The sequence below is a fragment of the Streptomyces sp. NPDC059009 genome, from assembly GCF_042740175.1.
GTDB lineage: Bacteria > Actinomycetota > Actinomycetes > Streptomycetales > Streptomycetaceae > Streptomyces.
Genome location: NZ_JBHYJB010000014.1, coordinates 33,773 through 56,443 on the forward strand (window position 1 = coordinate 33,773; position 22,671 = coordinate 56,443).

16 protein-coding genes are annotated in these 22,671 nt (G+C 73.0%); 8 read left to right on the top strand and 8 right to left on the bottom strand.

Annotated elements, in window-relative coordinates; genetic code table 11:
• Nucleotides 1-10: 10 nt before the first annotated feature.
• Nucleotides 11-1,780 carry a PucR family transcriptional regulator gene (locus tag ACFWYM_RS16240; protein WP_384836341.1) on the top strand — a complete coding sequence of 590 codons (1,770 nt, stop codon included), beginning with the start codon at nucleotides 11-13 and terminating at the stop codon, nucleotides 1,778-1,780.
• Nucleotides 1,781-2,001: 221 nt separating this feature from the next.
• Nucleotides 2,002-2,754 carry a hypothetical protein gene (locus ACFWYM_RS16245; RefSeq protein ID WP_384836344.1) on the top strand — a complete coding sequence of 251 codons (753 nt, stop codon included), beginning with the start codon at nucleotides 2,002-2,004 and terminating at the stop codon, nucleotides 2,752-2,754.
• 11 nt (nucleotides 2,755-2,765) lie between these two features.
• Here the strand turns inward: ACFWYM_RS16245 and ACFWYM_RS16250 are convergent, their stop codons facing one another.
• Nucleotides 2,766-3,422, bottom strand: a complete 657-nt coding sequence (locus tag ACFWYM_RS16250) for a DUF4360 domain-containing protein (protein WP_384836347.1) — start codon at nucleotides 3,420-3,422, stop codon at nucleotides 2,766-2,768.
• A gap of 185 nt (nucleotides 3,423-3,607) precedes the next feature.
• Nucleotides 3,608-4,366: a GntR family transcriptional regulator gene (locus ACFWYM_RS16255; RefSeq protein ID WP_384836349.1), complete on the bottom strand. Its 759-nt coding sequence runs from the start codon at nucleotides 4,364-4,366 to the stop codon at nucleotides 3,608-3,610.
• Nucleotides 4,367-4,530: 164 nt separating this feature from the next.
• Here ACFWYM_RS16255 and ACFWYM_RS16260 point away from each other — a divergent pair, with 164 nt between their 5' ends.
• Together ACFWYM_RS16260 and ACFWYM_RS16265 are read left to right on the top strand one after the other, a co-directional pair.
• Nucleotides 4,531-5,385: a (2Fe-2S)-binding protein gene (locus ACFWYM_RS16260; protein WP_384836352.1), complete on the top strand. Its 855-nt coding sequence runs from the start codon at nucleotides 4,531-4,533 to the stop codon at nucleotides 5,383-5,385.
• 220 nt (nucleotides 5,386-5,605) lie between these two features.
• Entirely contained in the window at nucleotides 5,606-6,658 is a 1,053-nt protein-coding gene (locus tag ACFWYM_RS16265) for a DUF2637 domain-containing protein (protein ID WP_384836355.1), read from the top strand.
• Nucleotides 6,659-6,781: 123 nt separating this feature from the next.
• Here the strand turns inward: ACFWYM_RS16265 and ACFWYM_RS16270 are convergent, their stop codons facing one another.
• On the bottom strand, nucleotides 6,782-7,183 hold the full coding sequence (locus ACFWYM_RS16270) for an ATP-binding protein (RefSeq protein ID WP_384836358.1): 402 nt from the start codon (nucleotides 7,181-7,183) through the stop codon (nucleotides 6,782-6,784).
• Between the two features lie 289 nt (nucleotides 7,184-7,472).
• On the opposite strand from ACFWYM_RS16270, the gene ACFWYM_RS16275 reads away from it, so the two are divergent.
• Nucleotides 7,473-10,538: an alpha-mannosidase gene (locus ACFWYM_RS16275; RefSeq protein WP_384836722.1), complete on the top strand. Its 3,066-nt coding sequence runs from the start codon at nucleotides 7,473-7,475 to the stop codon at nucleotides 10,536-10,538.
• A gap of 84 nt (nucleotides 10,539-10,622) precedes the next feature.
• Here ACFWYM_RS16275 and ACFWYM_RS16280 read toward each other — a convergent pair whose 3' ends face one another.
• The 4 genes from ACFWYM_RS16280 to ACFWYM_RS16295 all read right to left on the bottom strand — a co-directional run bounded on the left by ACFWYM_RS16280 (nucleotide 10,623) and on the right by ACFWYM_RS16295 (nucleotide 18,685).
• The gene (locus tag ACFWYM_RS16280; protein WP_384836361.1) at nucleotides 10,623-11,390 is read right to left on the bottom strand and encodes a hypothetical protein; all 768 of its coding nucleotides are present in this window, start codon (nucleotides 11,388-11,390) and stop codon (nucleotides 10,623-10,625) included.
• A gap of 204 nt (nucleotides 11,391-11,594) precedes the next feature.
• The gene (locus tag ACFWYM_RS16285) at nucleotides 11,595-13,337 is read right to left on the bottom strand and encodes a pyruvate dehydrogenase (RefSeq protein ID WP_384836364.1); all 1,743 of its coding nucleotides are present in this window, start codon (nucleotides 13,335-13,337) and stop codon (nucleotides 11,595-11,597) included.
• A gap of 130 nt (nucleotides 13,338-13,467) precedes the next feature.
• A complete protein-coding gene (locus ACFWYM_RS16290; protein ID WP_384836367.1) occupies nucleotides 13,468-14,790 on the bottom strand; it encodes a protein phosphatase 2C domain-containing protein in 1,323 nt (440 codons plus the stop codon).
• A 121-nt stretch (nucleotides 14,791-14,911) separates the two neighbouring features.
• Nucleotides 14,912-18,685, bottom strand: a complete 3,774-nt coding sequence (locus ACFWYM_RS16295; protein WP_384836370.1) for a S8 family serine peptidase — start codon at nucleotides 18,683-18,685, stop codon at nucleotides 14,912-14,914.
• A gap of 215 nt (nucleotides 18,686-18,900) precedes the next feature.
• Between ACFWYM_RS16295 and ACFWYM_RS16300 the strand changes: the two genes are divergently transcribed.
• The 3 genes from ACFWYM_RS16300 (at nucleotide 18,901) to ACFWYM_RS16310 (ending at nucleotide 20,943) form a co-directional block, all read left to right on the top strand.
• The gene (locus tag ACFWYM_RS16300; RefSeq protein WP_384836372.1) at nucleotides 18,901-19,884 is read left to right on the top strand and encodes a winged helix-turn-helix transcriptional regulator; all 984 of its coding nucleotides are present in this window, start codon (nucleotides 18,901-18,903) and stop codon (nucleotides 19,882-19,884) included.
• A gap of 81 nt (nucleotides 19,885-19,965) precedes the next feature.
• Nucleotides 19,966-20,448 carry a DUF456 domain-containing protein gene (locus ACFWYM_RS16305; RefSeq protein ID WP_384836375.1) on the top strand — a complete coding sequence of 161 codons (483 nt, stop codon included), beginning with the start codon at nucleotides 19,966-19,968 and terminating at the stop codon, nucleotides 20,446-20,448.
• Between the two features lie 120 nt (nucleotides 20,449-20,568).
• Nucleotides 20,569-20,943 (top strand): PPOX class F420-dependent oxidoreductase, encoded by a 375-nt coding sequence (locus ACFWYM_RS16310; RefSeq protein WP_384836378.1) that lies wholly within the window; start codon nucleotides 20,569-20,571, stop codon nucleotides 20,941-20,943.
• A 144-nt stretch (nucleotides 20,944-21,087) separates the two neighbouring features.
• Here the strand turns inward: ACFWYM_RS16310 and ACFWYM_RS16315 are convergent, their stop codons facing one another.
• Nucleotides 21,088-22,485, bottom strand: coding sequence for an AlkA N-terminal domain-containing protein (locus tag ACFWYM_RS16315; RefSeq protein WP_384836381.1), 1,398 nt, complete (start codon nucleotides 22,483-22,485; stop codon nucleotides 21,088-21,090).
• Nucleotides 22,486-22,671: the final 186 nt, after the last annotated feature.

Genomic DNA, 22,671 nt, shown 5'->3' on the forward strand with positions numbered 1-22,671 from the left:
GCGACCACCCATGCGGCTGCGCGCACTCCTGGACACCGACGCGCTGGGCCTCAGGCTGCTCGGCGGCGAGGACGAGCTGGATCGCACCGTGCGCGGTGTGATGACCACGGACCTGCGGGACCCCAGCCGCTACCTCACCGGCGGCGAGCTGGTCCTCACCGGGCTTGCCTGGCGGCGCGACGCGGCGGACACCGAGCCCTTCGTACGGATCCTCGCGAACGCCGGTGTCGCGGCCCTCGCCGCGGGTGAGGCCGAGCTCGGCCCCATCCCGGAGGACATCGTCGAAGCCTGCGCCCGCCACCGCCTGCCGCTGTTCGCCGTCCACGAGTCGGTGGCCTTCGCCACGATCACCGAGCACGTCGTGCGCCAGGTCTCCGGCGAGCGCGCGGGCGACCTGGCCGCCGTGGTGGACCGTCACCGCCGCCTGATGACCTCGGGTCCGGCGGGCGGCGGCCCCGACGTGGTGCTCGACCTGCTCGGCTCCGACCTGGACCTGCGCGCCTGGGTGCTCTCCCCCGCGGGCCGCGCCATCGCCGGGTCCAGCGCCTCGGGCCCCGCGCTGCCCGCCGACGTCTGCACCAAGCTCGCCGCCGAGCACCTGGCCGCCGTCCGCACCGGCCGCCGCGGCCCGCACCGCGTGACGATCGAGGGCACCACGTACTCCCTCTTCCCCATTCGCAGCAGCGGCCGCGGCGCGGGTTCCGCCACGCGCGACGTGCGCGAGACCGTCCTGTCCGACTGGCTGCTCGCCGTCGAGGCCGACGCGGGCGACTGGCCCGAGGAGCGCCTGGACCTGCTCCAGGGCGTCACCCAGCTGATCTCCGTCGAGCGGGACCGCCGCGACGCCGCCCGCACGGTGCGCCGCCGCCTCGCCCAGGAGGTCCTCGAACTCGTCCAGACGGGCGCCGCCCCCGCCGAGATCGCCGCCCGCCTGCGCGTGGCCGCCCCGGTCCTGCTGCCGGGTCTCGGCGCGGCCCCGCACTGGCAGGTCGTGGTGGCCCGGGTCGAGTGGGGCGTTCCGGGGGGCGGGCCCGAAGGGCCCTCGGTTGAGGGTGGTGGCGGGAGACGGGCGGGCGAGATCGAGGGCGGCCCGGTCGCCCAGTCCCTCCTGGAGGAGATCCTCGTCGACCCCTCCCCGGGCTCCCGCGCCGACGCGGCCAAGGGCGGCCCCGTCCCGGCGGGCCCCGACACCTCCGACCGGATCGCCGTCGCCCACACCGGCGACGAGGCCATCGCCCTGGTCCCGCTCCCCGCCGTCGCCACCGACAGCGAGAACACCGAGCCGGGTCTGCTCGCCGACTCCCTGCTCGCCTCCGTCCGCGAACCGCTCTCCGCGGGCCTCGCCGACGACGGCCGCCTCACCCTCGGCGTCAGCGCCTCCGTGCACTCGGCGGAGGGGCTGCGCGGCGCCCTGGAGGAGGCCCGGCACGCCCGCCGGGTCGCGGCCGCCCGCCCCGGGCAGGTCTGCGCCGCGGGCCACCAGGAGCTGGCGTCCCACGTCCTGCTGCTGCCCTTCGTCCCCGACGACGTGCGCCGCGCGTTCACGGCCCGCCTCCTGGACCCGCTGCGCGACTACGACCGCCGCCACCGCGCCGAGCTCATCCCCACCCTGGAGGCGTTCCTGGACTGCGACGGCTCCTGGACCCGCTGCGCGACCCGGCTCCACCTCCACGTCAACACGCTGCGCTACCGGGTGGGCCGCATCGAGCAGTTGACGGGCCGCGACCTCTCCCGCCTGGAGGACAAGCTCGACTTCTTCCTGGCCCTGCGCATGAGCTGAGGCGCGCGGGCCGATCACCGGGCACGAGCCGGTCCTCCGCCCCGCCGGGACCGGTCCTCCGCCCCGCCGAAAAGCGGGGCGAAGGTGGCCATTTCCTGGTCCCCCCTTTGTGAAATCTTTCACCCACCCCCTTGGCCGCACCGGCCGATCCATGCTGAGATTCGCCCACGACTCAACAGCTCAATGGTGTGCTCGGGGAGGGCAACGTGGCGCATACCGCCATGTCTGGTACGGGAACGAACGAAGAGAACGATCCACTCCAGACCGCGGTATGGCGGTTGCGCTCGCGCGCCTGCTGGGCCGACGCGGCGGCGCTGCTGGCCACCCGCGAGGGCGTGGCTCCCGCACTGCAGCGGACGGCACTGCTCGTCGAGCGCTGCCTGTTCACCGGCGAGGGCTGGGCCGAGGCCGAGGAGAGCCTGCGGGGCGCGGAGGCGCTCGCCACGGGCGACGACGACCGCGGCGTGGCGGCCTGCGAGCGCGGCCAACTCGCGTACGCCTCAACGGTCTTGGGGGTACGGGACCGGGCCGACGAGGCGCGTACGGCGCTCGGCCGGGCGGCGGCGCTGCTCGCCCCGAACGCGGCGGGGCGCCCCCTCCTCGACTTCCGCCGCGGGCTGATCGCCGAGCACATCGCGGACTCGCCGCAGGCCGCGAAGGCCGCCTACCGTCGCGCCCACGCGGGCGCGACGGTGCACGCGGACTCCCTCCTGCTCTCCTTCACCTGGCGCCACCTCGCCGGACTCGCCCTGCGCGAGGGCGAGTTGGCGGAGGCCCGGCACGGATTCGCGGAGTCGCTGCGGCTGCGCGAGGAGCTGGGCTACCTGGTGGGCACCGCGCCCGCGCTCGCGGCGCTCGCGGACGCGGAGCCCGAGCCGGAGGCGTCGCACCTGCGCGCGGAGGCGGCCCGTCTCTTCCGCCTCCTGGGCGGCGTCCCGTCCTGGCTGGCCCAGCACCTCAAACCGGCGGCGTAGTCAGCCCGCCGTCAGCGCTCGCACTTCTTCCAGGAGAAGTGGTACTTGGTGTTCAGGCTGCCGTCGGTCGAGTCCATCGCCATGAAGCTGTTGGTCGCGTCCGTGTCGGACCAGCCGCCGTTCACGAGCAGTTGAGTGTTGATGTTGATGTTCCGCTGCTCACCGCACTTCTTGTGGACGATGGACTGGTACGGCACGGTGTGCGTGACCTGCCAGTTGCCCTCCATGGGGCCGATGAAGTTCTTGCTCCGCTGGGTGGTGGTGGCGGACATCCCCTGGAAGTAGTAGCTGGCCTGCTGGGAGCCGACCGTGCCCTCCTCCAGATGCGCGAAGCCGCGGTAGTCGGCCTTGGCGACGCCGTAGGTGAAGCCCTGCGGGGCGTGCACGTTCAGGCCGAGCTGGCAGTTCTTGCGGAAGTCGGTGGGCTTGGAACCCTTGCCGACCTGGGCGAGGTACTCGCTGTAGGTGACGGTGAAGGCCGTGTTGTCCGGCGAGACGGCCACCTTGGCGGTGCCGGGCCGGCACCCCGAGCCGTTGACGGAGACGAGGTCGATGGTGACCTTGCCGGGCGGGACGGGGGCTGCCGGGGCCTCCGCGCTCCCCGCGGTCGGGGTGAAGGCAGCGAGGACAGCCGCCGTCGCGCCACCGATGAACACCGTTCTGAACATGGGCAGTTCCTTTCGGTCGCTCAGCGCGCACCCTCGAACCCGTCGAAGGAGTCGTCGCTCAGCGTGCGACCGAAGTCGACCACGATGTCACTCTGTGTCACGTGATCCACGTGATCCACGCCGACCGTTCCACCGCCACGGCCTAACCGCGCCGCGGCCGGCGCTCGGCCCGCCGCCCCGCGACCTCAGCCCGCCGCCCCCGCGAAGTGCTCCCGCACCAGCGACGCGACCACGCCCAGGTCCCGCTCCCCCAGCGCCTCCAGGAGCGCCATGTGCTCCGCCGCGTCCGCGACGAGGTCCGCGCGGCGGCCGGAGACGGGGCCGCTCACCAGCGGCCACTGCGCGCGGCGGTGCAGATCCGCCGCCACCTGGACCAGCTGTTCGTTGCCCGAGAGCGCGAGCACCGCCCCGTGGAAGGCGCGGTCCGCCTCCGCGTACCGCGCGAGGTCCCCGCTCGCCGCCGCCACGGCCGTCGCCTCCGCGAGCGGCAGCAGCTCCGCCCACCGGTCCCCGGGCACCGTCCGCGCGAGCCGCAGCATGACCGGGACCTCGATCAGGGCCCGCACCTCCGCCAGCTCCCCGAGCTCGCGGGCGCTGCGCTCGGTCACACGGAAGCCCCGGTTCGGGACGACCTCCACCGCGCCTTCGAGGGCGAGCTGCTGCATCGCCTCGCGCACGGGGGTCGCGGAGACGCCGAAGCGCTCGCCGAGGACCGGCGCCGAGTAGACCTCGCCGGGGGTGAGCTCGCCGCCGACGAGCGCGGCCCGCAGCGCGGCGAGCACTTGACCGCGTACGGAATTGCGCTGCACCGCCTTGCGCGGCCGCGGCACCGCCGGGGGTGCGGGCGGCTCGCTGTGCGTGTGCTCGCCCCGTACGGGCTGCTCGGGCACCCGGGGACGCGGCACACCGGCGGCGTCCGCCGCCCGCGCCCTGGCCTGCTCCACTGGGTCCCTCCGGTCCGCCGGTCCTCTGAGTAACAGCCGCTCGACCAGATGGGTACGAGAGGCACGAGAGGCACCATAGGCGGACAGGACCGCAGTTGAAACCTCGATCAGGTTGGGTAAGGTAAGGCTTACCTGCAATCGATCGCGATTCGGTGGTCCCCCGCATGTCCGTTCCCACCTTGGCCGCACGCACCCGAAGTGCCCTCGCGGACTCCTACGCCCGCCTCGCCGAGGTGTTCCCCGGACTGCGCATCGAGGAGTTCGGCCACGAGGAGCGGGCCCCGCGGGGCGACGGCTGGATCACCGCCGACCAGCTCGCGGCGGGCGGGGCCGACCTCGAGACATTTCTCGCATGGGACGCGGCACAGGTGCTGAAGGACTACGGGCAGCAGGGGCGCCCCGACGTCATCGCGAGCTTCGGCCTCCACCGGTACGCCTGGCCCGCCACCTTGCTGTTCACCGTGCCCTGGTTCCTGCACCGCCGCGTGCCCCGCTTCGACGTCGCGCACGTCTCCTTCCAGCGCGAGCTCGGCCGGCTCTCGGTGCGCGCCGACGGCTTCGCCTGCCTGCCCGGCGACCCGGCCGCCACCCGTCCGGGCGCACGGGTCGTGCCGGACGAGGAAGCCCTCATGGCCGAGCTGCGCGCGGCCGTGGCCGACCACATGGGTCCCGTCCTGGACGGCTTCGGGCCCCGCATGCGGCGCCGCTCGCGCGCCCTGTGGAGCGTCGCCACCGACGAGATCGTCGAGGGCCTCTGGTACGTCGCGCATCTGCTCGGCGAGGAGCAGCGGGCCATGGGCGACCTGGAGCGGCTGCTGCCCGGGGCGACGAAGCCGTATGTGGGCCACGCCGGGTTCCGCGAGCTGACGGGGCCGAACGGCGAGGCGCTGCCGACCCGCGACCGGGCCAGCTGCTGCATGTTCTACACGCTGCGCCCCGAGGACACCTGCGTCACCTGCCCGCGCACCTGTGACGCGGAGCGCGTCCAGCGTTTGAGCGCCCCCGCCGAGGCCGCCTGATCCCGAACCCCCCTTTCGTGGGGCGGTAATCGAACTCAACTGCCGTGGTCAGGGCGCGAGTTCGAGTGAAAGGGCGCACGCGGCGCCCCGTGCAACCCCTTAGGCGGTCTCTTGCCCCGAAACCCCTCTGAGGGGCGACGGGATGGGGGCACTATGGCGCCCGAAAACGCCAACGCCCCGCCGCGAGGCGACGCACGCGAAGCAATGCAAGGGATCCCTGATGAGACTGACCGACATATCGCTGGACTGGCTCCTTCCCGGCGGCATCCTGCTCCTGGGCATGCTGGTGGCGGTCGCGGTGCTCGCGCGCGGCAAGCGTGCCGGGGAGAAGGCGGCCACGGGCGACGACTCGTGGGAGCGCAGCGAGGAACGCCGCCGCCGCAAGGAAGCCATCTACGGCACCGCCTCCTATGTGCTCCTGTTCTGCTGTGCGGCGGTCGCCGCCGCGCTCTCCTTCCACGGCCTGGTCGGCTTCGGCCAGCAGAACCTCAACCTCTCCGGCGGCTGGGAGTACCTCGTCCCCTTCGGGCTCGACGGGGCGGCGATGTTCTGCTCCGTGCTCGCGGTGCGCGAGGCCAGCCACGGCGACGCGGCCCTCGGCTCGCGACTCCTTGTGTGGACGTTCGCGGGCGCGGCCGCCTGGTTCAACTGGGTGCACGCCCCGCGCGGCGTCGACCACGCGGGCGCCCCGCAGTTCTTCGCGGGGATGTCGCTGTCCGCGGCCGTGCTCTTCGACCGTGCCCTGAAGCAGACCCGCCGCGCGGCCCTGCGTGAACAGGGCCTGGTGCCACGGCCGTTGCCGCAGATCCGCATCGTGCGGTGGCTGCGCGCGCCCCGGGAGACGTACGACGCCTGGTCGCTGATGCTCCTGGAAGGCGTACGCACCCTGGACGAGGCCGTCGAGGAGGTGCGCGAGGACCGGCGCGAGAAGGAGCGCACCCGGCTGCGCAGACGCGACCAGGAGAAGCTGGAGCGCGCCCAGCTCAAGGCGCTCAGCAGGGGCCACCGCCCCTTCCCCGGGCGCACCGGGGGCCGTCAGGTCGAGGTACAGGCCGTCGCTCCGGCCGCCGGGTCCGCGCAAGTCGCGGACCCCGCCATAGCGCCGTCACAGGAACAGCTGCCGGTGCGCGCGCGTCCCTCCCTGCAGGCCGTCAAGGACGGCGGCACTGAGCCACTGACGGTCGACCTCACTGCGGAGGACGACACGCAGACCCTGCCCCGGCTCGACACGCTGGAGCAGAAACTGAAGGACCTGGAGCAGCAGTTCGGCTGATCCGCCCGATCCGTCCGCGCATGAGACGGGTCGGCAGCGGACAGCTCGACTCGGCTGCCCCAGGCCCTTGTTGGACGGTGGTCACGCCTCAGGCGTCCGCCGGTCAGGCATCCGCCCGGCTCTTCAGGCGTGGCCTCCGTCCAGCTCGAACCACACGACTTTCCCCACGCCGTGCGCCCGTACCCCCCACGCGTCGGCGAGGGACTGCACGAGCACCAGGCCCCGGCCGTGCGTGCCCTCCTCGGCGTCCGGTACGCGCATCCTGGGGCGGCGCCCCACGAAGTCCCGTACCTCGACGCGGAGTCCGCGCGGGCCCACGGTGGCGGTGACGACCGCGTCGCGGTCGGTGTGCACCAGTGCGTTCGTGACCAGTTCGCTGGTGAGCAGCTCGGCCACCTCGGAGCGGCCGGGCCTTCCCCACCGCCCGAGGAACTCGCGCAGCGCTCTTCTTACCTCCGGGACCGCCCTCAGGTCGGAGCGGCCGAGCCTGCGCTGGAGCTGGACGCGGCCGGACTCATCCGTCACGGCATCCAACGCCCATGCCTCTTCGGTCTGTTGCTTCCATACGTCCGCATTCGCTGAAGCGGCCCCTCTCGTCCCCGGGCCTCCTCGCCGTACCTGCCTCGTCATGACCCCCGCCCACAAACCGATGGCTTCCTCCCTGCTCGAACACGCTCACGGGATGCATTCCCGCCCCGCCCGGCGGCACACAGGTCCATTCATGAACCATGAAAGTGGATGCGCCGAGCGTCGGCAGGGAAGTGAAGCGGTGGACACCCCCGAGCCGCCCGCCCACGCCGTACGAGGAGCCGCCGTGCACGACGACCGACGCCAGGTGGAGGACCGCCTGGAGCGCGCGCTGCGCCAGTTCATCCGCCCCGCGCAGTACGCGCACCGCACCCCGCTCACCCTCTCCGTGTGGCACACGCCGGGCGAACCCGTGCCGGTGGCCGAGGCGATGGCGGCGGACTACGCGCCCTTCGAGCCGGGCGAGGTGTGGGGAAAGCCCTGGTCGACGAGTTGGTTCCGGCTGGAGGGGACGGTGCCGAAGGAGTGGGAGGGGCGCCGCGTCGAGGTCGTCGTGGACCTCGGCTTCACGGGTGAGGGGCCCGGATTCCAAGCGGAGGGACTCGCGTACGACGCCTCCGGTGTGCCCCTCAAGGGCATTCACCCGCGCAACCAGTACGTGCCCGTCGCGGCCCGCGCGCAGGGCGGCGAGCCGGTGCACCTCCTCCTGGAGGCGGCCGCCAACCCGACGGTCCTGCACGACTTCGTGCCGACGCGGCTGGGCGACGTCCTGACCGCGGGCGACCGCCCCCTCTACCGCTTCGGGGCCGCCGACCTCGCCGTCCTGGACGAGGACGTCTGGCAACTGGTCCTGGACATCGAGGTGTTGGCGGAGCTGATGCCGGAGCTGGACGCGGACCGGCCGCGCCGCCACGAGATCCTGCGCGCCCTGGAGGACATGCTCGACACCCTCGACCTGCACGACGTGCCGGGCACCGCCGCCGACGCCCGCACCCGCCTGACCGAGGTCCTGTCCCGGCCCGCCCACGCCAGCGCGCACCGCCTCTCGGCGACCGGGCACGCGCACATCGACTCGGCGTGGCTGTGGCCGCTGCGCGAGACGGTGCGCAAGGCGTCACGGACCTTCGCCAACGTGACGGCGCTCGCCCGCGACTACCCCGAGCTGGTCTTCGCCTGTTCGCAGGCGCAGCAGTACGCGTGGGTGAAGGAGCACCAGCCGCACATCTGGGAGCGCATCAAGAAGGCGGTGGCGGAGGGGAATTGGGCTCCGGTCGGCTCGATGTGGGTCGAGTCGGACGCCAACATGCCGGGCGGTGAGGCCCTCGCGCGCCAGCTCACGCACGGCATGCGGTTCTTCCGCGAGGAGCTGGGCGTGGAGACGGAGGAGGTGTGGCTGCCGGACTCCTTCGGCTACACGGCGGCCTTCCCGCAGCTGGCGCGGCTCGCCGGGATCCGCTGGTTCCTCACCCAGAAGCTGAGCTGGAACCAGTCCAACAAGATGCCGCACCACACGTTCTGGTGGGAGGGCATCGACGGCAGCCGTGTCTTCACGCACTTCCCGCCCGCCGACAAGTACAACGCGCAGTTCCACGGCGCCGAACTCGCCCACGCCGAGCGGAACTTCACCGAGAAGGGCCGCGCCACCCGCTCCCTGATCCCGTTCGGCTGGGGCGACGGCGGGGGCGGCCCCACCCGCGAGATGATGGAGAAGGCCCGCCGTCTGCGCTCCCTGGAGGGCTCGCCCCGCCTGGAGATCGAGCGGCCCTCGACGTTCTTCGCCGCCGCCGAGGAGGAGTACGGGGAGCGGGCCCCGGTGTGGTCGGGCGAGCTCTATCTGGAGCTGCACCGGGCCACGTACACGACGCAGGCGGCGACGAAGCGCGGCAATCGCAGAAGCGAAAACGCGCTGCGCGAGGCCGAGTTGTGGTGCACGGCGGCGGCGCTGCGGGACCCCGCGTACGCGTATCCGTACGACGAACTGGACCGGCTGTGGAAGACGGTGCTGCTGCACCAGTTCCACGACATCCTGCCGGGCTCGTCGATCGCATGGGTGCACCGGGAGGCACGCGATACGTACGCGCGTGTGCTCGCCGAGCTGGACGAGCTCACCACGCAGGCCGTACGCCACCTCGGCGCCGGGGAGGCGTCGGTGCTCAACGCGTCCCCCTACGCGCGCAGCGAGGTGGTGCAGCGCGAGGACGGCTCGCTCGTGCATGTCGCCGTGGACGGCTTCGCCACCAGGAGCCTCGCCGAGGCGGCCGGGCACACCCGCTCCCCCGGCACCGGCGCCACCGCCCACCAGGCGGGAGACACCATCCAGTTGGCCAATGAGCACGTGCGCGTCACCATCGACGCGGACGGCCTGCTGAGCTCCGTGCGGGACCTGGACGCGGGCCGTGAGGTGCTCGCCCCCGGCAGCCGCGGCAACCTCCTCCAGCTCCACCCCGACCACCCCAGCCACTATGACGCCTGGGACCTCGACCGCCACTACCGCCACCGGCACACCGATCTGACCGGCGCCGAGTCGGTGGAGCTCGTCGAGGACGGGCCGCTGCGGGTCGCCGTCCGCGTGGTGCGGGCCTTCGGCGACGGCTCCCGGATCACCCAGGAGCTGCGGCTCGCGGCGGGCAGCCGTCGCGTCGACGTCGTCACGGACGTGGACTGGCACGAGTCGGAGAAGGTCCTCAAGGCGGCGTTCCCGCTGGACGTGCACGCCGAACGATCCGCGGCCGAGATCCAGTTCGGGCATGTGCACCGGCCGACCCACGTCAACACCGGCTGGGACGCCGCCCGCTTCGAGATCTGCGCGCACCGCTGGCTGCGGGTCGCCGAGGAGGGCTACGGCGTCGCGGTCCTCAACGACTCGACGTACGGCCACGACGTGACCCGCGCCGAACACGCGGACGGGCTCGGCACGACGGTCCGCCTCACCCTGCTGCGCGCCCCGCACAGCCCGGACCCGGACACCGACCTCGGCGCGCACCGCTTCACGTACGCGCTGCTCGTGGGCGCGGACGTCGGGGCGGCCGTCGCGGAGGGGCTCGCGCTCAATCTGCCGCTGCGGGAGGCGTCCGCCCCGGACCTGGCGCCGCTGGTGCGCCTCGACGATCCGGCGGTCACGGTCGAGTCGGTGAAGCTCGCCGACGACGGCAGCGGCGATGTGGTGGTGCGGCTCTACGAGTCCCGGGGCGGGCGGGCGGCGGCGACGCTGACGACGTCGTTCCCGGTGGCGGCGGCCGAGGTGACGGACCTCCTGGAGCGCCCGCTGCGCCCCGCGGAGACGTCCGCGAAGGGTCTGGCGCTGTCGCTCCGCCCCTTCCAGATCCTGACGCTGCGGCTGCGCCCCGCGTAGCCCGCGCCAGGAGGCACGCACGCGCCGGCGCCCGGTCCCCCCAGCAAGTAGGGACCGGGCGCCGGCGTGTGCGAACCCCGAGCTCTAGAACAGCGAGATGTCGACGGCCACGACGGCGTCGAGCAGGCCCTGCACACCGAGGTTGAGGTCGATGTCGGCGTCCAGGCCGAGCGCGACGATCAGGTCGGTGTTGAGCTTGGCGCCGACCGCGAGGTTGGCGTCCACGTCCAGGACCGCGTCCACGTCGACACCGGCCGACGCGTCGATGTCCGAGGTCAGGCAGGTGCCGAGCTGGGCGTCGAGGTCGGCGAAGAGCCCGGCGTTGAGGTGGATGCCCTGCTCGCCGAGCTTGAGGGTGGCGTTGGTGGAGCCCTCGAGGAGCTCGACCTTGGCCTCCGCCGGGTTGTTGACGGTACCGATCCGGACGTTGGCCTTGGCGCCGATCTTCGCGGTGATCAGGCCGGTCTTGACGTCGACGGCCACGTTCGAGACGACGACCTTCTTGGCGCCCTTGGACAGCTGGATGCCGCCCTGGAGCAGCACCTTGCCGCTGACGATCTTGTGGTTCTTGTGCGTGATCCGGCTGCCCTTGCCGACGGTCAGGCTGACGGTGCCGTTGTCGTCCGACGCCCCGCCGATGCCGACGGCGACGATGCCGTGGGCCTCCAGGTCGACGGCGGCGTTGAGGTCGAGCGAGAGACCCGCGCCGATCAGCGGGGTGTCGGGGGTGGGGGCGACGGTGGTGGCGGCCGGGGCCTTTTCGGGGGTCGCCGCGAGCGCGGCGGGGGCGGTGACGCCCGAGATGAGGAGCGCGGCGACGGCGACCGCGGAGACGCGACGGTACGAGGACATGCGGGTCACAGACCTTCCTGTGGAGAAAGTGTGATGGTCACCTCGTGACACTTTCCGCGTAGGTCGGCTGAAGCCTCCGTGTGACGGTGTCTTCCACCCATACGGGCCACCGGACACTCGTGGGTGGGGCGCCGTCCAGGGGCTCCGCCCCCGGGCCCCCGTATCGCCGCTTCGCGGCTCGTCCTCAATCGCCGGACGGGCTGATCAGGGTCGCGGCACATTCCTCAGGTTCGAGCGGGCCATCTGGAGCATGCGGCCCACCCCGCCGTCCAGCACGATCTTGCTCGCGGAGAGCGCGAAGCCCGTCACCATCTCGGAGCTGATCTTGGGCGGGATGGAGAGCGCGTTCGGGTCGGTGACGATGTCGACGAGGGCCGGGCCCTTGTGGGCGAAGGCGTCCTTCAGGGCGCTCGTGAGCTGCTTGGGCTTCTCGACCCGGACGCCGTAGGCCCCGGCGGCGCGGGCGACCGCGGCGAAGTCCGGGTTGTGGTTGGTGGTGCCGAACGACGGGAGGCCCGCGACCAGCATCTCCAGCTCGACCATGCCCAGCGAGGAGTTGTTGAAGAGGACGACCTTCACCGGCAGGTCGTACTGGACGAGGGTGAGGAAGTCGCCCATCAGCATGGAGAAGCCGCCGTCGCCGGACATCGAGACGACCTGGCGCTTCCGGTCGATGAACTGCGCGCCGATCGCCTGCGGCAGCGCGTTGGCCATCGAGCCGTGCGTGAAGGAGCCGATGATGCGGCGCTTGCCGTTCGGGGAGAGATAGCGGGCCGCCCAGACGTTGCACATGCCCGTGTCGACGGTGAACACCGCGTCGTCCGCGGCGAGATCGTCCAGGACCGAGGCCACGTACTCGGGGTGGATCGGAACGTGCTTCTCGACCTTGCGGGTGTACGCCTTGACCACGCCTTCGAGGGCGCCGGCGTGCTTCTTCAGCATCTTGTCGAGGAACTTGCGGTTGGTCTTCGGCGAGACCCGCGGCGTGAGGCAGCGCAGTGTCTCGCGGACGTCGCCCCAGACCGCGAGGTCGAGGCGGGAGCGGCGGCCGAGGTGCTCGGGCCGGACGTCGATCTGCGCGATCTTCACGTCGTCGGGCAGGAACGCGTTGTACGGGAAGTCCGTGCCGAGCAGGATCAGCAGGTCGCACTCGTGCGTGGCCTCGTAGGCGGCGCCGTAGCCGAGCAGTCCGCTCATGCCGACGTCGTAGGGGTTGTCGTACTGGATCCACTCCTTGCCGCGCAGGGCGTGCCCGACCGGGGACTTGATCTTCTCGGCGAACTCCATGACCTCGGCGTGCGCGCCCGCCGTGCCGCTGCCGCAGAAGAGCGTGACCCGGTCCGCCTCGTCGATCATCGCGGCGAGCTTCTCGATCTCCGCGTCGCCGGGGCGGACGGTGGGCCGCGAGGTGACCAGGGCGGTCTCGGCGGCCTTGTCAGGGGCGGGCTCGTCGGCCACGTCGCCGGGGAGCGAGACGACGCTGACGCCCGACTGGCCCACCGCGTGCTGGATGGCGGTCTGCAGCAGCCGCGGCATCTGCTTCGGGTTGGAGATCATCTCGCTGTAGTGGCTGCACTCGCGGAACAGCCGGTCCGGGTGCGTCTCCTGGAAGTAGCCGAGGCCGATCTCGCTGGACGGGATGTGCGAGGCGAGGGCGAGGACCGGCGCCATGGAGCGGTGGGCGTCGTACAGGCCGTTGATGAGGTGCAGGTTGCCGGGGCCGCAGGAGCCCGCGCAGGCCGTCAGCTGCCCGGTGATCTGGGCCTCGGCGCCCGCCGCGAACGCGGCCGTCTCCTCGTGGCGGACATGGATCCAGTCGATGGCGGAGTTGCGGCGGATCGCGTCCACCACGGGGTTCAGGCTGTCGCCCACCACCCCGTACAGGCGCTTGACCCCCGCGCGGACGAGGATGTCGACGAACTGCTCGGCGACGTTCTGCTTGGCCATGACTTCACGAACCCTTCGGTGCCCGGACCCTTATCTCTGATCGCTGATCTCTGATCGCTGATCGCTGATCGCTGATCGCTGATAACTCATCGCGTGTCGCTTTAGGTCCATGAAGTCACAGGGGGTCGGCTCACGCCTCCCAAACGGCCGCGGCTGTCCGATCGTCCGCGTAGCCCTTCACCCGCACCTGGATGTCTGCGAGGAACGCGGCGAGGCCGGGCGGGCCGGTCTTCTCCCACCGCCTGGTGAGGTGTTCGGCGAGCTCGGGCTCGCCGCGCAGCGGCTCGGCCAGGCCGCCGCTGCACAGCAGCAGCGCGTCACCCGGCCGGGCGACCGAGGCGCGGAAGCGGAACGGGTCGCGGGGCGCCGGGTCGGGGGCCGGCTCATAGGGGCTGGGCGGGGTGATGATGCCCATGTCCATGGTGAGCCGGTCGCCCTCGGCCGTCTCGGCGGGCAGCTGCGAGCCGAAGCCGACCACCGCGTCCCCGGTGGCCTCCGCGACCTGCGGCTCGATGTCCTGCCACGCGCCGTCGCGCAGCCGGAACAGGCCGCCCGCGCCGACGCCGAAGAAGACCCGGATGCGGCAGCCCGGGTCGGCGGGCAGCAGCAGACAGCGCAGCGACGCCGCGTACTCCTCGGGCTCCACGCCGATCTCGGCGGCGTGCGCGCGGAGCTTGCCGAGGCTGCGGTCGGTGAGCCGGTGCAGCCCCGACTTGAGGTCGCCGCGCCGCCCGGCCCGGATGTCCTCGGCGAGCCGCGCGTGGCTGCGGCCGACCGCACGGCCGATCCAGTCGCAGACCTCGGCGGCGGCGAGGTGGGCGCCGGGGGTGGCGCGGGCGCCGGTCGCGAGGGCGACGAGCACCAGCGCGTTCGCGCCGACGCCGAAGCGGGCGGTGAGCAGCGAGTCGCGGCGCGGCTCGCCCCGGAAGCGGGCCGAGTCGCCGCGCACGGAGGCCGCGCGCAGCGTGCTGGAGCCGTAGCGCGCACCGTCCAGGACGGTGTCCGCGACGAGCTCGCCGAGGTGGTCGGGGTCGGCGGCGGGCAGCATGGTGGGCTCGGCGTCATAGGTGGGCGGGCCGTCCCCCACGTAGTCGAGCGGCGCGGTGGGCGGCGCCTCTTCTGGGGCGGGGGCGGTGTCGGTGTCCGGGGCCGCGGACTCCGCTTCCGGCCGCTGTTCCGGTACGAGGGGTGGGGCGGCCGACTCCTCCGCGGCGGCGCGCGGGTCGTCGGTGCGGGTCACCGCGTCGGGGAGCTGCTGGTCGCGGAGGCCGAACTCCTCTGCGTACGGGGATGGTTGGGGGGCCTCCCGGTCCACGGTGCCCGCGGCGGAGGCGAATCGGTCGTCGAGTGTGTCGCCGGTGGCGGCGGGGCCCGTGTCGGGCGTGACGTCGTCGTACAGCTGACCCCACCAGTCGTCTTCCTGGCCGGTGGGCCTCTCCCCCTGCTGGCTCATGCCTTTTATTGTCCACGGCACGGGCCGTACGAAAACGGTGCATCCGGAAAAAAGAGGCCGCCGGACGGTCCCACCCCCCACGGGGGAACCGTCCGGCGGCCCCGGTTCGCGCGGCCGGGAATCAGCGCACGTCGTAGGCGCGGGCGACCGTCTGGGTGACGGCGGCGCCGTGCGCATCGGTGAGCGTCGTCCGCAGCCAGACCTGCTTGCCCGCTGCGCCCGCGTGGTTCACGGTGGCGCTCCAGCGGCCGTCGTGCGCGGCGGTGGCCGCGTCCGTCCAGGTCGTGCCCTCGTCGTAGGAGTACGCGAGTTTCGCCTCGGTGATCTTCCCGGGCTCATATCCCGCGTGCCCCGTCGCGCTCAGTTCAATCTTCTGACCGTCCTTCGCGGCAAGGGTCTTGAGGCCGTCGTCGTCGAGGGCGTAGCGCGGGAAGAGCAGCGCGAGCCCCTGCGAGTACGCGTTCTCGTCGAGCTTCGAGCGGAACGTCCACGTCGTCCGTGTGCCCGTGGAGCGGTTCCAGACCTTGGAGCCGATCTTCTCGGTGTGCAGGGTGAGTTCGTAGGTGCTCTCGTCGGCCGGGACCTCGAAGACGCCGAACGGGAAGCCGGTGTCGCCGATGACCTCGCCGTCGCGCTTCAGTTGCATGCCGCCGATGTCGCCGAAGCTGCCCTGGACTCCCCCGTGTTCGCCGTCGCCCCAGAAGCCGGGCGCGACGCCGATGAGGTTGCCCTGGCGCTCGGCGGCGAGGGCGAGGGCGCCGTCTGCCTCGCGCGGGGCGGCGGGGGTGAGCACGCCGTCGTACCAGCGCTCGGTGCGCCGTTCGCCCGCCTTGTAGGTGCGCACCGGGTCCTGCATGAACTCCCCGAACGGGAAGCTGCTGGACACCTCGTGGCCCCAGCCCGTGCCGCCCGCCGAGTAGTACTCGGTGCGGGTGCCGGGGGCGGGCACCGACAGGAAGTCCCCGAAGAACGCCTTCAGCCCTGAGGGCCGGACGGCGTAGGGGGTGTCGAGGTAGTCGGTGGCCGTGCCCATCGCCTGGTAGCTCGCCTTGTTCGCGGCGAGAGAGGCGTCACGGACCCGGTAGGTGCGGTCGTCGCGGATCTGCCCGGACTCGGGGAACGCCAGGTGGTAGACGTACGGGCTCTTCGCGGTGGCCTTCCAGCGCAGGGTGACCGGGCCGGACGACAGCTTCTTCAGGAGCGCCGCCGCCTCGTCAGCGGGGACGCCGAGCACGGGCAGCGGGCCGCTGCCGAAGCCGACGCTCGGGTACCAGCGCCCGGGCGCCTCGCGGTGGGTGAGGACGGCGACCGCTCCGGCCGCCTTCGCGTCGGTGGCCACCTCGCGGGCGCTGCCGCTGTCGGGGACCTCGACCAGGGCGATGTTGCCCTTGGCCCCGGCGGCGGCGAGCTCCTCGGGGGTGCCGCTCCCGGCGTCGACGAGGCGGGCGCTGCCGGTGCCGTCGAGGTTGACCGAGCCCGTGGCGGCGGTCACCGGGTGCAGCTTCAACGCGTCGCCCTGGACGGCCAGTTCGGAGATGAGCGGGGCGGTCGCCCGCCAGTAGCTCGCCGACTCGTAGGTGCCGTCGGTGGCCTTGCCCTCGACCGAGGCGTAGTACCCGGTGATGGCGCGGCCGCCCTGGGCGGTGCCCGTGTGCAGCCAGGTGTCGTCCCAGGAGCGGGCGAAGCCGAGGGTGGCGCCGCTCGACTCGGACGTCTTGTCGGTCTTGACGGACAGGCGGTGCGCCGTGCGGGCGTCGAGGGTGATCGTGGTGTCCTTCTTCACCTCGGCCTGCGGACGGGCCAGGTAGGTGAGGGAGTTGACGAGGGTGCCCTGCTGCTCCGGCGTCGCGATGAAGCTCGACAGGAAGTAGGAGCCCGGACGCACTTGGTACGTCTGGTCGCCCGCGCCCTCGTTCGTGCGGCGCTCACCGCTGGCGTCGTCCATGCCGATGACGTCGACGGACGAACCGGCGTCGGCGGGCTTGCCGTTGCGGTCGATGAGCTTCACGCGCAGGCTCACGGTCTCCGGCTGCACGTACAGGGCGAACGGCGTGGTGACCTGAACTCCCTTGGCGGTGGCGAGGATCCGGCCCGTGACGTCGCCGTACTGGGAGCGCTCGAGGTCCGCGTCGGGGGTGACCTTCAGCGGGATCTTCGCGGTGGCGCCGGGGGCGACGGTCACGCTGCTCTTGGCGAGGCGGGCGACGGAGGAGCGGACCGCGGACCCGTCGTTGCCGGTGACACCCAGGACCTTGAGGCTCAACTTCACCGGCTTGTCGGTGGTGTTGGTGTACGGGACGTCGACGCTGGTGCGGTCCGAGGAGTCCTGCGGCCAGCCGAAGCTGCCGCCCTGGACGGCGGGCGCGCCGAGGACGCGCTGGTCGACGGCGGCCTTCACGTCGAGGCGGCCGCCGCCGGTCTCCCGGACGTCGCCGGTGGCGCGGCTGTCCGCCGAGGACACCAGGGCCGCCTTGATCTGCTGGGCGTCCCAGCCGGGGTGGGCCTGCTTGACGACGGCGGCGGCACCCGCGACGTGCGGGGTCGCCATCGAGGTGCCGCTCATCGACTGGTAGGCGTAGACGCCGCGGCCGCCCGCGTTGGCCGCGGAGATGCCGACGCCGGGCGCGGCGATCTCCGGCTTGAGGGTGTGCGAGCCGTTGACCGGGCCGCGGCTGGAGAAGTTCGCGGTGGAGTCGTCGCGGTCGACGGCGCCGACGGTGAGGACGCTGGGCGCGCAGCCGGGCGAGGAGACCGAGTCGAGGGTCGGCCCGGTGTTCCCGGCGGCGATGACGAAGAGGGTGTTCTTCGCCGACCGGGCGAGCTCCTCGGTCGCGGTGGACATCGGGTCGGTGCAGTCGGTCTTCGCCGGGTTGCCGAGGCTCATGGAGACGACGTCGGCTTTCTGGTCGACGGCCCACTGCATGCCCGCGATGATCCACGAAGTAGCGCCCTCGCCCTGGTCGTTGAGGACCTTGCCGTGGAGGAGGCCGGCGGCGGGGGCAACGCCCTTCTTCTTGCCGTCGCTGGCGGCGCCGGTGCCGCCGACGGTGGAGGTGGTGTGGGTCCCGTGGCCCTGGCGGTCCTCGTTGTCCGGGGAGTCCGTGAAGTTCTCGACGGCGGATATCCGGCCCTTGAGGTCCGGGTGTCCGGCGTCGGCGCCGGTGTCGAGGACGGCGACCTCGGTGCCCTTGCCGTCGTAGCCGGCCGCCCATGCCTCGGGGGCGTGCACCTGCTTCGTCGACTTGTCGAGACTGGCCTTGACCTTCTGGTCGAGCCAGAGCTTCTTCAGGCCGGACGCGGCCCGGGACCTGCCCCCGGTGACGTCCGCCCAGAAGTCTGCGGCCTTCTTCTTGTCGGCCTTGAGGGCGACGCCGTCGACGGGGTCGAGGACGAGGCCGCGCTTGGCTCCGCGCGGGGCGGCGGGCGCGGAGCGGGCGACATCAACACCCTTGCCGTACACGGCGATCAGCGGCAGGGACGTGCTGTGCGCGTCGTCGTAACCCTGCCGGATGAGCCCGGTGACGTTGAAGAGCTCCTCGTCGACGCGGCCGGAGGAGAGCGCGTGGTCGGCGCCCTCGGGGTAGACGTAGAGGTCCTTGCCGGACTGGCGGGTCTGCAGGAGGGGGGCGGTGCCGTCCTCGCCGGGCAGGGCCGTCGCGGCGGCGCGGCCCCGCGCGTCGTACGACACCAGGACCCGGTCGCCGGTGACGAGCGTGACCACCGAACTGCCCTCGCCGCGCGGCACGCTCCCGGTCAGCGGGTGCTCGCGGCCCTGGTGGGCGGCGTCCTCTCGGGCGGTGTCCGTGTGCGGCTCGGCCATCGACGGCACGGCCGCGGTGACGGCGAGGACAACGGCACTGGCCACTCCCCAAGCCGTACGGGCTCTTCGACGCATCGCTCTCCCCAGGGTTGACGGGCACACACGCCTGACCACGGCGAATGCGGACCAATGGCCTGATTCGCGGCGGTGGTTGGTGCTGCGGTGGCGTCACCCTCGCAGAGAGGCGGCAGGTGCGGGGATGATGTCGAGCGGCGGGTTTACGCCGTGGCCGCTATCCGCCATCGCGGCCGCGGAACCGCCGGAACGGATCCTGGGGAGGACGTCGCCGCATGCTGGCCGCGATAGGACTGGACGAGACACACGAATCGGCGTACCGGGCACTGGTGGCGGTGGGGGCCGCCGACGTGTCCGCGCTCGCGCGCAGGCTCACCCTCGGGGAGCCGGAGACGGAGCGGGCCCTGCGCCTCCTGGAGCGGCACGGCCTCGCCGCGCAGGCGTCGGGGCGCGCGGGCCGCTGGGTGGCGGCGCCGCCCGGGGTCGCCCTCGGGGCGCTGCTCACCCAGCAGCGGCACGAGCTGGAGAAGGCGGAGCTGGCGGCGACCCTGCTCGCCGAGGAGTACCGCGCCCAGGCCGCCGAGCCCGCCGTGCACGACCTGGTGGAGGTGGTGACCGGCGCCGACGCCGTCGCCCAGCGCTTCCTCCAGCTCCAGCTCGGCGCGAACGCCGAGGTGTGCGCCCTGGTGACCGGCAACCCCGTCGTCGTGTCCGGCATGGACAACAAGGCCGAGGAGCAGGCCACCAGCAGGGGCGTCAGCTACCGCGTGGTCGTGGAGCGGGACGTCCTCGCGCTCCCGCACGGCCTGACCGAACTGTCCACCGCGATCGGCAGGGACGAGCAGGTCCGCCTGGTCGACCGGGTGCCCACGAAGCTGGTGATCGCCGACGGCGCCCTCGCGATGGTCCCGCTGACCTCGAAGGCCGCCGAACCGGCCGCCCTGGTGGTGCACGCCAGCGGCCTCCTCGAATCCCTCGCCGGGCTCTTCGAGGCGGTGTGGCGGGGCGCGCTGCCGCTGCGGCTCGGCGAGTCCGGGACGGTGCGGGAGGCGGCCGCGGCCGGGCCCGACGGCACGGACCTGGAGATCCTCTCCCTGCTCCTGGCCGGGCTCACCGACGCGAGCGTCGCCAAACAGCTCGACCTCGGGCTGCGCACGGTGCAGCGCCGGGTCAAGCGCCTGATGGAGCTGACGGGCGTGACGACGCGGCTTCAGCTGGGCTGGCACGCGTACGAGCGGGGCTGGGTGGCGCGCGTCTGAGCCCACCGGCACCACGGCGGCTCCGGTGGGCTCGGCCTAACGTGACCTGCGGTTTTGCCCCGGCTCCTGCACGCTGGGCAGATGGGAGCGTGGGAACTCCTGCTGGTCGGCGTCGTCATGCTGCTCGGCCTGTGCGGAGTGCTGGTGCCCGGGGTGCCGGGGCCGTGGCTGGTGTGGGCCGCGGTCCTGTGGTGGGCGCTGCAGAGCCCGAACCCGCTCGCGTGGGGGGTCCTGGTCGGCGCCACGCTGGTGCTCCTCGCGGCGCAGGGCATCCGCTGGCAGCTCCCGCCCCGGCGCCTGAAGCAGGCCGGCGCCACGCCTCGCATGGCGTACTTCGCGGGCGCGGGCGCGCTCCTCGGCTTCTTCGTGGTGCCCGTGCTCGGCGCGATACCGGGCTTCATCGGCGGCATCTACCTCGGCGAGCGGCTGCGGCTCGGCGGCCACGGGGAGGCGGCCACGGCGACGCGCACGGCGATGCGGGCGGGCGGCACGAGCGTGCTGGTGGAGCTGTTCTCGTGCCTGTTGATCCTGGGGGCCTGGCTGGGGGCGGTGTGGTGGGGGTAGTGGCGCGCCCACGGGACTTCGGCACGTCCACGGGCTTCGGCACGTCCACGGGTCTTCGGTCCCGCGGCCTAGGTCCGCGCGCCGATGTGGTGGCGGGGGTGTGCGTGACAGGCTCGCGGCATGAGCGAATTCAGTGAGGCGGAGCGCGCGTACCTGAAGTCCCAGCGGCTCGGGCGGCTCGCCACGGTCGACCCCTCGGGCCAGCCGCAGGCCAACCCGGTCGGGTTCTATCCGCAGGACGACGGGACGATCCTCATCGGCGGCTTCGCGATGGGCACGACGAAGAAGTGGCGCAACCTCCGGTCGAACCCGAGGACTTCGCTCGTCGTCGACGACATCGTGAGCCTCAAGCCGTGGAAGGTGCGGGGCGTGGAGATCCGCGGCGAGGCCGAACTCCTCACCGGACCGCATGAGTTGGGCCCGCACTTCAGCAAGGAGCTGATCCGGATCCACCCGAAGTGGATCCACAGCTGGGGGCTCGACCTGGAGGCGTGACCGGTCGGCCGGGGGCGGCGGTCGGGTCTGGTTCGGTCGGGTCTGGTTCGGTCGGGTCTGGTTCGGTCGGGTCTGGTTCGGTCGGGTCTGGTTCGGTCCGGTCCGGTCTGGTTCATTCTGGTTCGGTCCGGTTGCCGCAGTGTCTCAGTGGCCGCGGGCCACCCAGATGTGCCGCAGCCCGTACGAGCGCCAGGGCCGCCAGCCCTCCGTGTCCGGCTCACCGTCGCCGGGGACCGCGACGTCCGGGTCGCCCAGGGCGCGCATGCGGATCACGGCGGCGGTCCGCGCGTCCATGCCGGGCAGGTCCCGCAGGGCCGCCGCCGCGTCGTCCCGGTCCGCCCCGGCGTCCAGGCGCAGGGTCCCGTCGGCGAGGGCCGTGGCGAGGGCACCGAGCGGGCCCGGCTCGCCCGCGAGGGCCGCGGGCTCGGGGAAGACGTGGGTGAGGCCGCCGCAGGGCGCGTCGAGGGCCTTGCCGAACCGGAGGGTCAGCTCCTCGGCGGCCTCCGCGCCCACCAGGGCCCGGATCGCCAGCTCCTCGGGGGCGGCGGCGCCGGGCGAGCGCAGGCCGGGGCGGGCGGCGACCAGCGGGGCGAGCTCCGGGTCGGCGGCGAGGCGCTCGTCCACCGCGTACGGGTCGGCGTCCAGGTCGAAGAGCTGCCGCAGGCGCTGCACGGCGGTGGTGAGATCGCGCAGGTCGGCGAGGTGCAGCCGGGCGTCGAGCCACCCGGAGTGGGCGCGTTCCTCGACGGCGACGATGCCGGTGCTGTGCGGGAGACGGAGCGTACGGCGGTACGTGCGTCCGCCCGGCTCGCCCGGCCGGCCCGGCTCGCCCGTGATCTGCTCGACGCCCGCCACCGCCTCGCGGGCCAGCAGGTCGAAGACGGCGCCCGCCTGGTAGGGGCCGCGGTAGGCGAGGCGCAGGGGGATGCCCGCGGTGGGCGTGGCCCGCGCGGCACCGCTCTTGGGGGCGGCGGCGCGCAGGGCGGTGGGCGTGAGCGCGTACACGGCGCGGATCGTGTCGTTGAACTGGCGGACGCTCGCGAAGCCCGCGGCGAAGGCGATCTCCGTGATCGGCAGATCGGTGGTCTGCAGCAACACCCGTGCGGTGTGCGCGCGTTGGGCGCGGGCGAGCGCGACCGGGCCCGCGCCGAGCTCGGCGGTGAGCTGGCGCTGGACCTGCCGGGCGCTGTACCCGAGGCGGACGGCGAGCCCGGAAACGCCCTCGCGGTCCACGACCCCGTCGCCGATCATGCGCATGGCGCGGCCCACGACGTCGGCCCGCACGTTCCACTCCGCGGAGCCGGGGACGGCGTCCGGGCGGCAGCGGCGGCAGGCCCGGAAGCCGGAGCTCTGGGCGGCGGCCGCGGTCGGGTAGAAGCGGACGTTCTGCCGCTTCGGGGTGACGGCCGGGCAGCTGGGGCGGCAGTAGATCCCGGTCGTCTCGACGGCGAAAAAGAACTCGCCGTCGAAGCGGGCGTCCCGGCTGCGGACGGCCTCGTAGCGGGTGTCTTCTTGTGCGGCGACTGTGTTCACGTGGTCCATTGTGCGGGGGCGCGGGGGGTGGGGCTGGCGGATTTCGGACGCGACGTTCTGGTGGGCGGCGGGTCTTCCTCCGGCGCTCCGCGCCGGATGCTCGGCGCTCCGCGCCCGTCACCACGGCGCTCCGCGCCGACTCTTCGCCGCTCCGCGGCGTGCTCCCACCCGCCCCCCGTTCTCTCTCACGGACAG

Excerpts from the sequence above, each read along its gene's own strand:
- ACFWYM_RS16295 (WP_384836370.1), bottom strand. The coding sequence starts at position 18,685 with ATGCGTCGAAGAGCCCGTACGGCTTGGGGAGTGGCCAGTGCCGTTGTC.
- ACFWYM_RS16265 (WP_384836355.1), top strand. The coding sequence starts at position 5,606 with ATGAGACTGACCGACATATCGCTGGACTGGCTCCTTCCCGGCGGCATC.
- ACFWYM_RS16310 (WP_384836378.1), top strand. The coding sequence starts at position 20,569 with ATGAGCGAATTCAGTGAGGCGGAGCGCGCGTACCTGAAGTCCCAGCGG.
- ACFWYM_RS16250 (WP_384836347.1), bottom strand. The coding sequence starts at position 3,422 with ATGTTCAGAACGGTGTTCATCGGTGGCGCGACGGCGGCTGTCCTCGCT.
- ACFWYM_RS16285 (WP_384836364.1), bottom strand. The coding sequence starts at position 13,337 with ATGGCCAAGCAGAACGTCGCCGAGCAGTTCGTCGACATCCTCGTCCGC.
- ACFWYM_RS16315 (WP_384836381.1), bottom strand. The coding sequence starts at position 22,485 with ATGGACCACGTGAACACAGTCGCCGCACAAGAAGACACCCGCTACGAG.
- ACFWYM_RS16280 (WP_384836361.1), bottom strand. The coding sequence starts at position 11,390 with ATGTCCTCGTACCGTCGCGTCTCCGCGGTCGCCGTCGCCGCGCTCCTC.
- ACFWYM_RS16260 (WP_384836352.1), top strand. The coding sequence starts at position 4,531 with ATGTCCGTTCCCACCTTGGCCGCACGCACCCGAAGTGCCCTCGCGGAC.
- ACFWYM_RS16290 (WP_384836367.1), bottom strand. The coding sequence starts at position 14,790 with ATGAGCCAGCAGGGGGAGAGGCCCACCGGCCAGGAAGACGACTGGTGG.
- ACFWYM_RS16240 (WP_384836341.1), top strand. The coding sequence starts at position 11 with ATGCGGCTGCGCGCACTCCTGGACACCGACGCGCTGGGCCTCAGGCTG.
- ACFWYM_RS16305 (WP_384836375.1), top strand. The coding sequence starts at position 19,966 with ATGGGAGCGTGGGAACTCCTGCTGGTCGGCGTCGTCATGCTGCTCGGC.
- ACFWYM_RS16245 (WP_384836344.1), top strand. The coding sequence starts at position 2,002 with ATGTCTGGTACGGGAACGAACGAAGAGAACGATCCACTCCAGACCGCG.
- ACFWYM_RS16300 (WP_384836372.1), top strand. The coding sequence starts at position 18,901 with ATGCTGGCCGCGATAGGACTGGACGAGACACACGAATCGGCGTACCGG.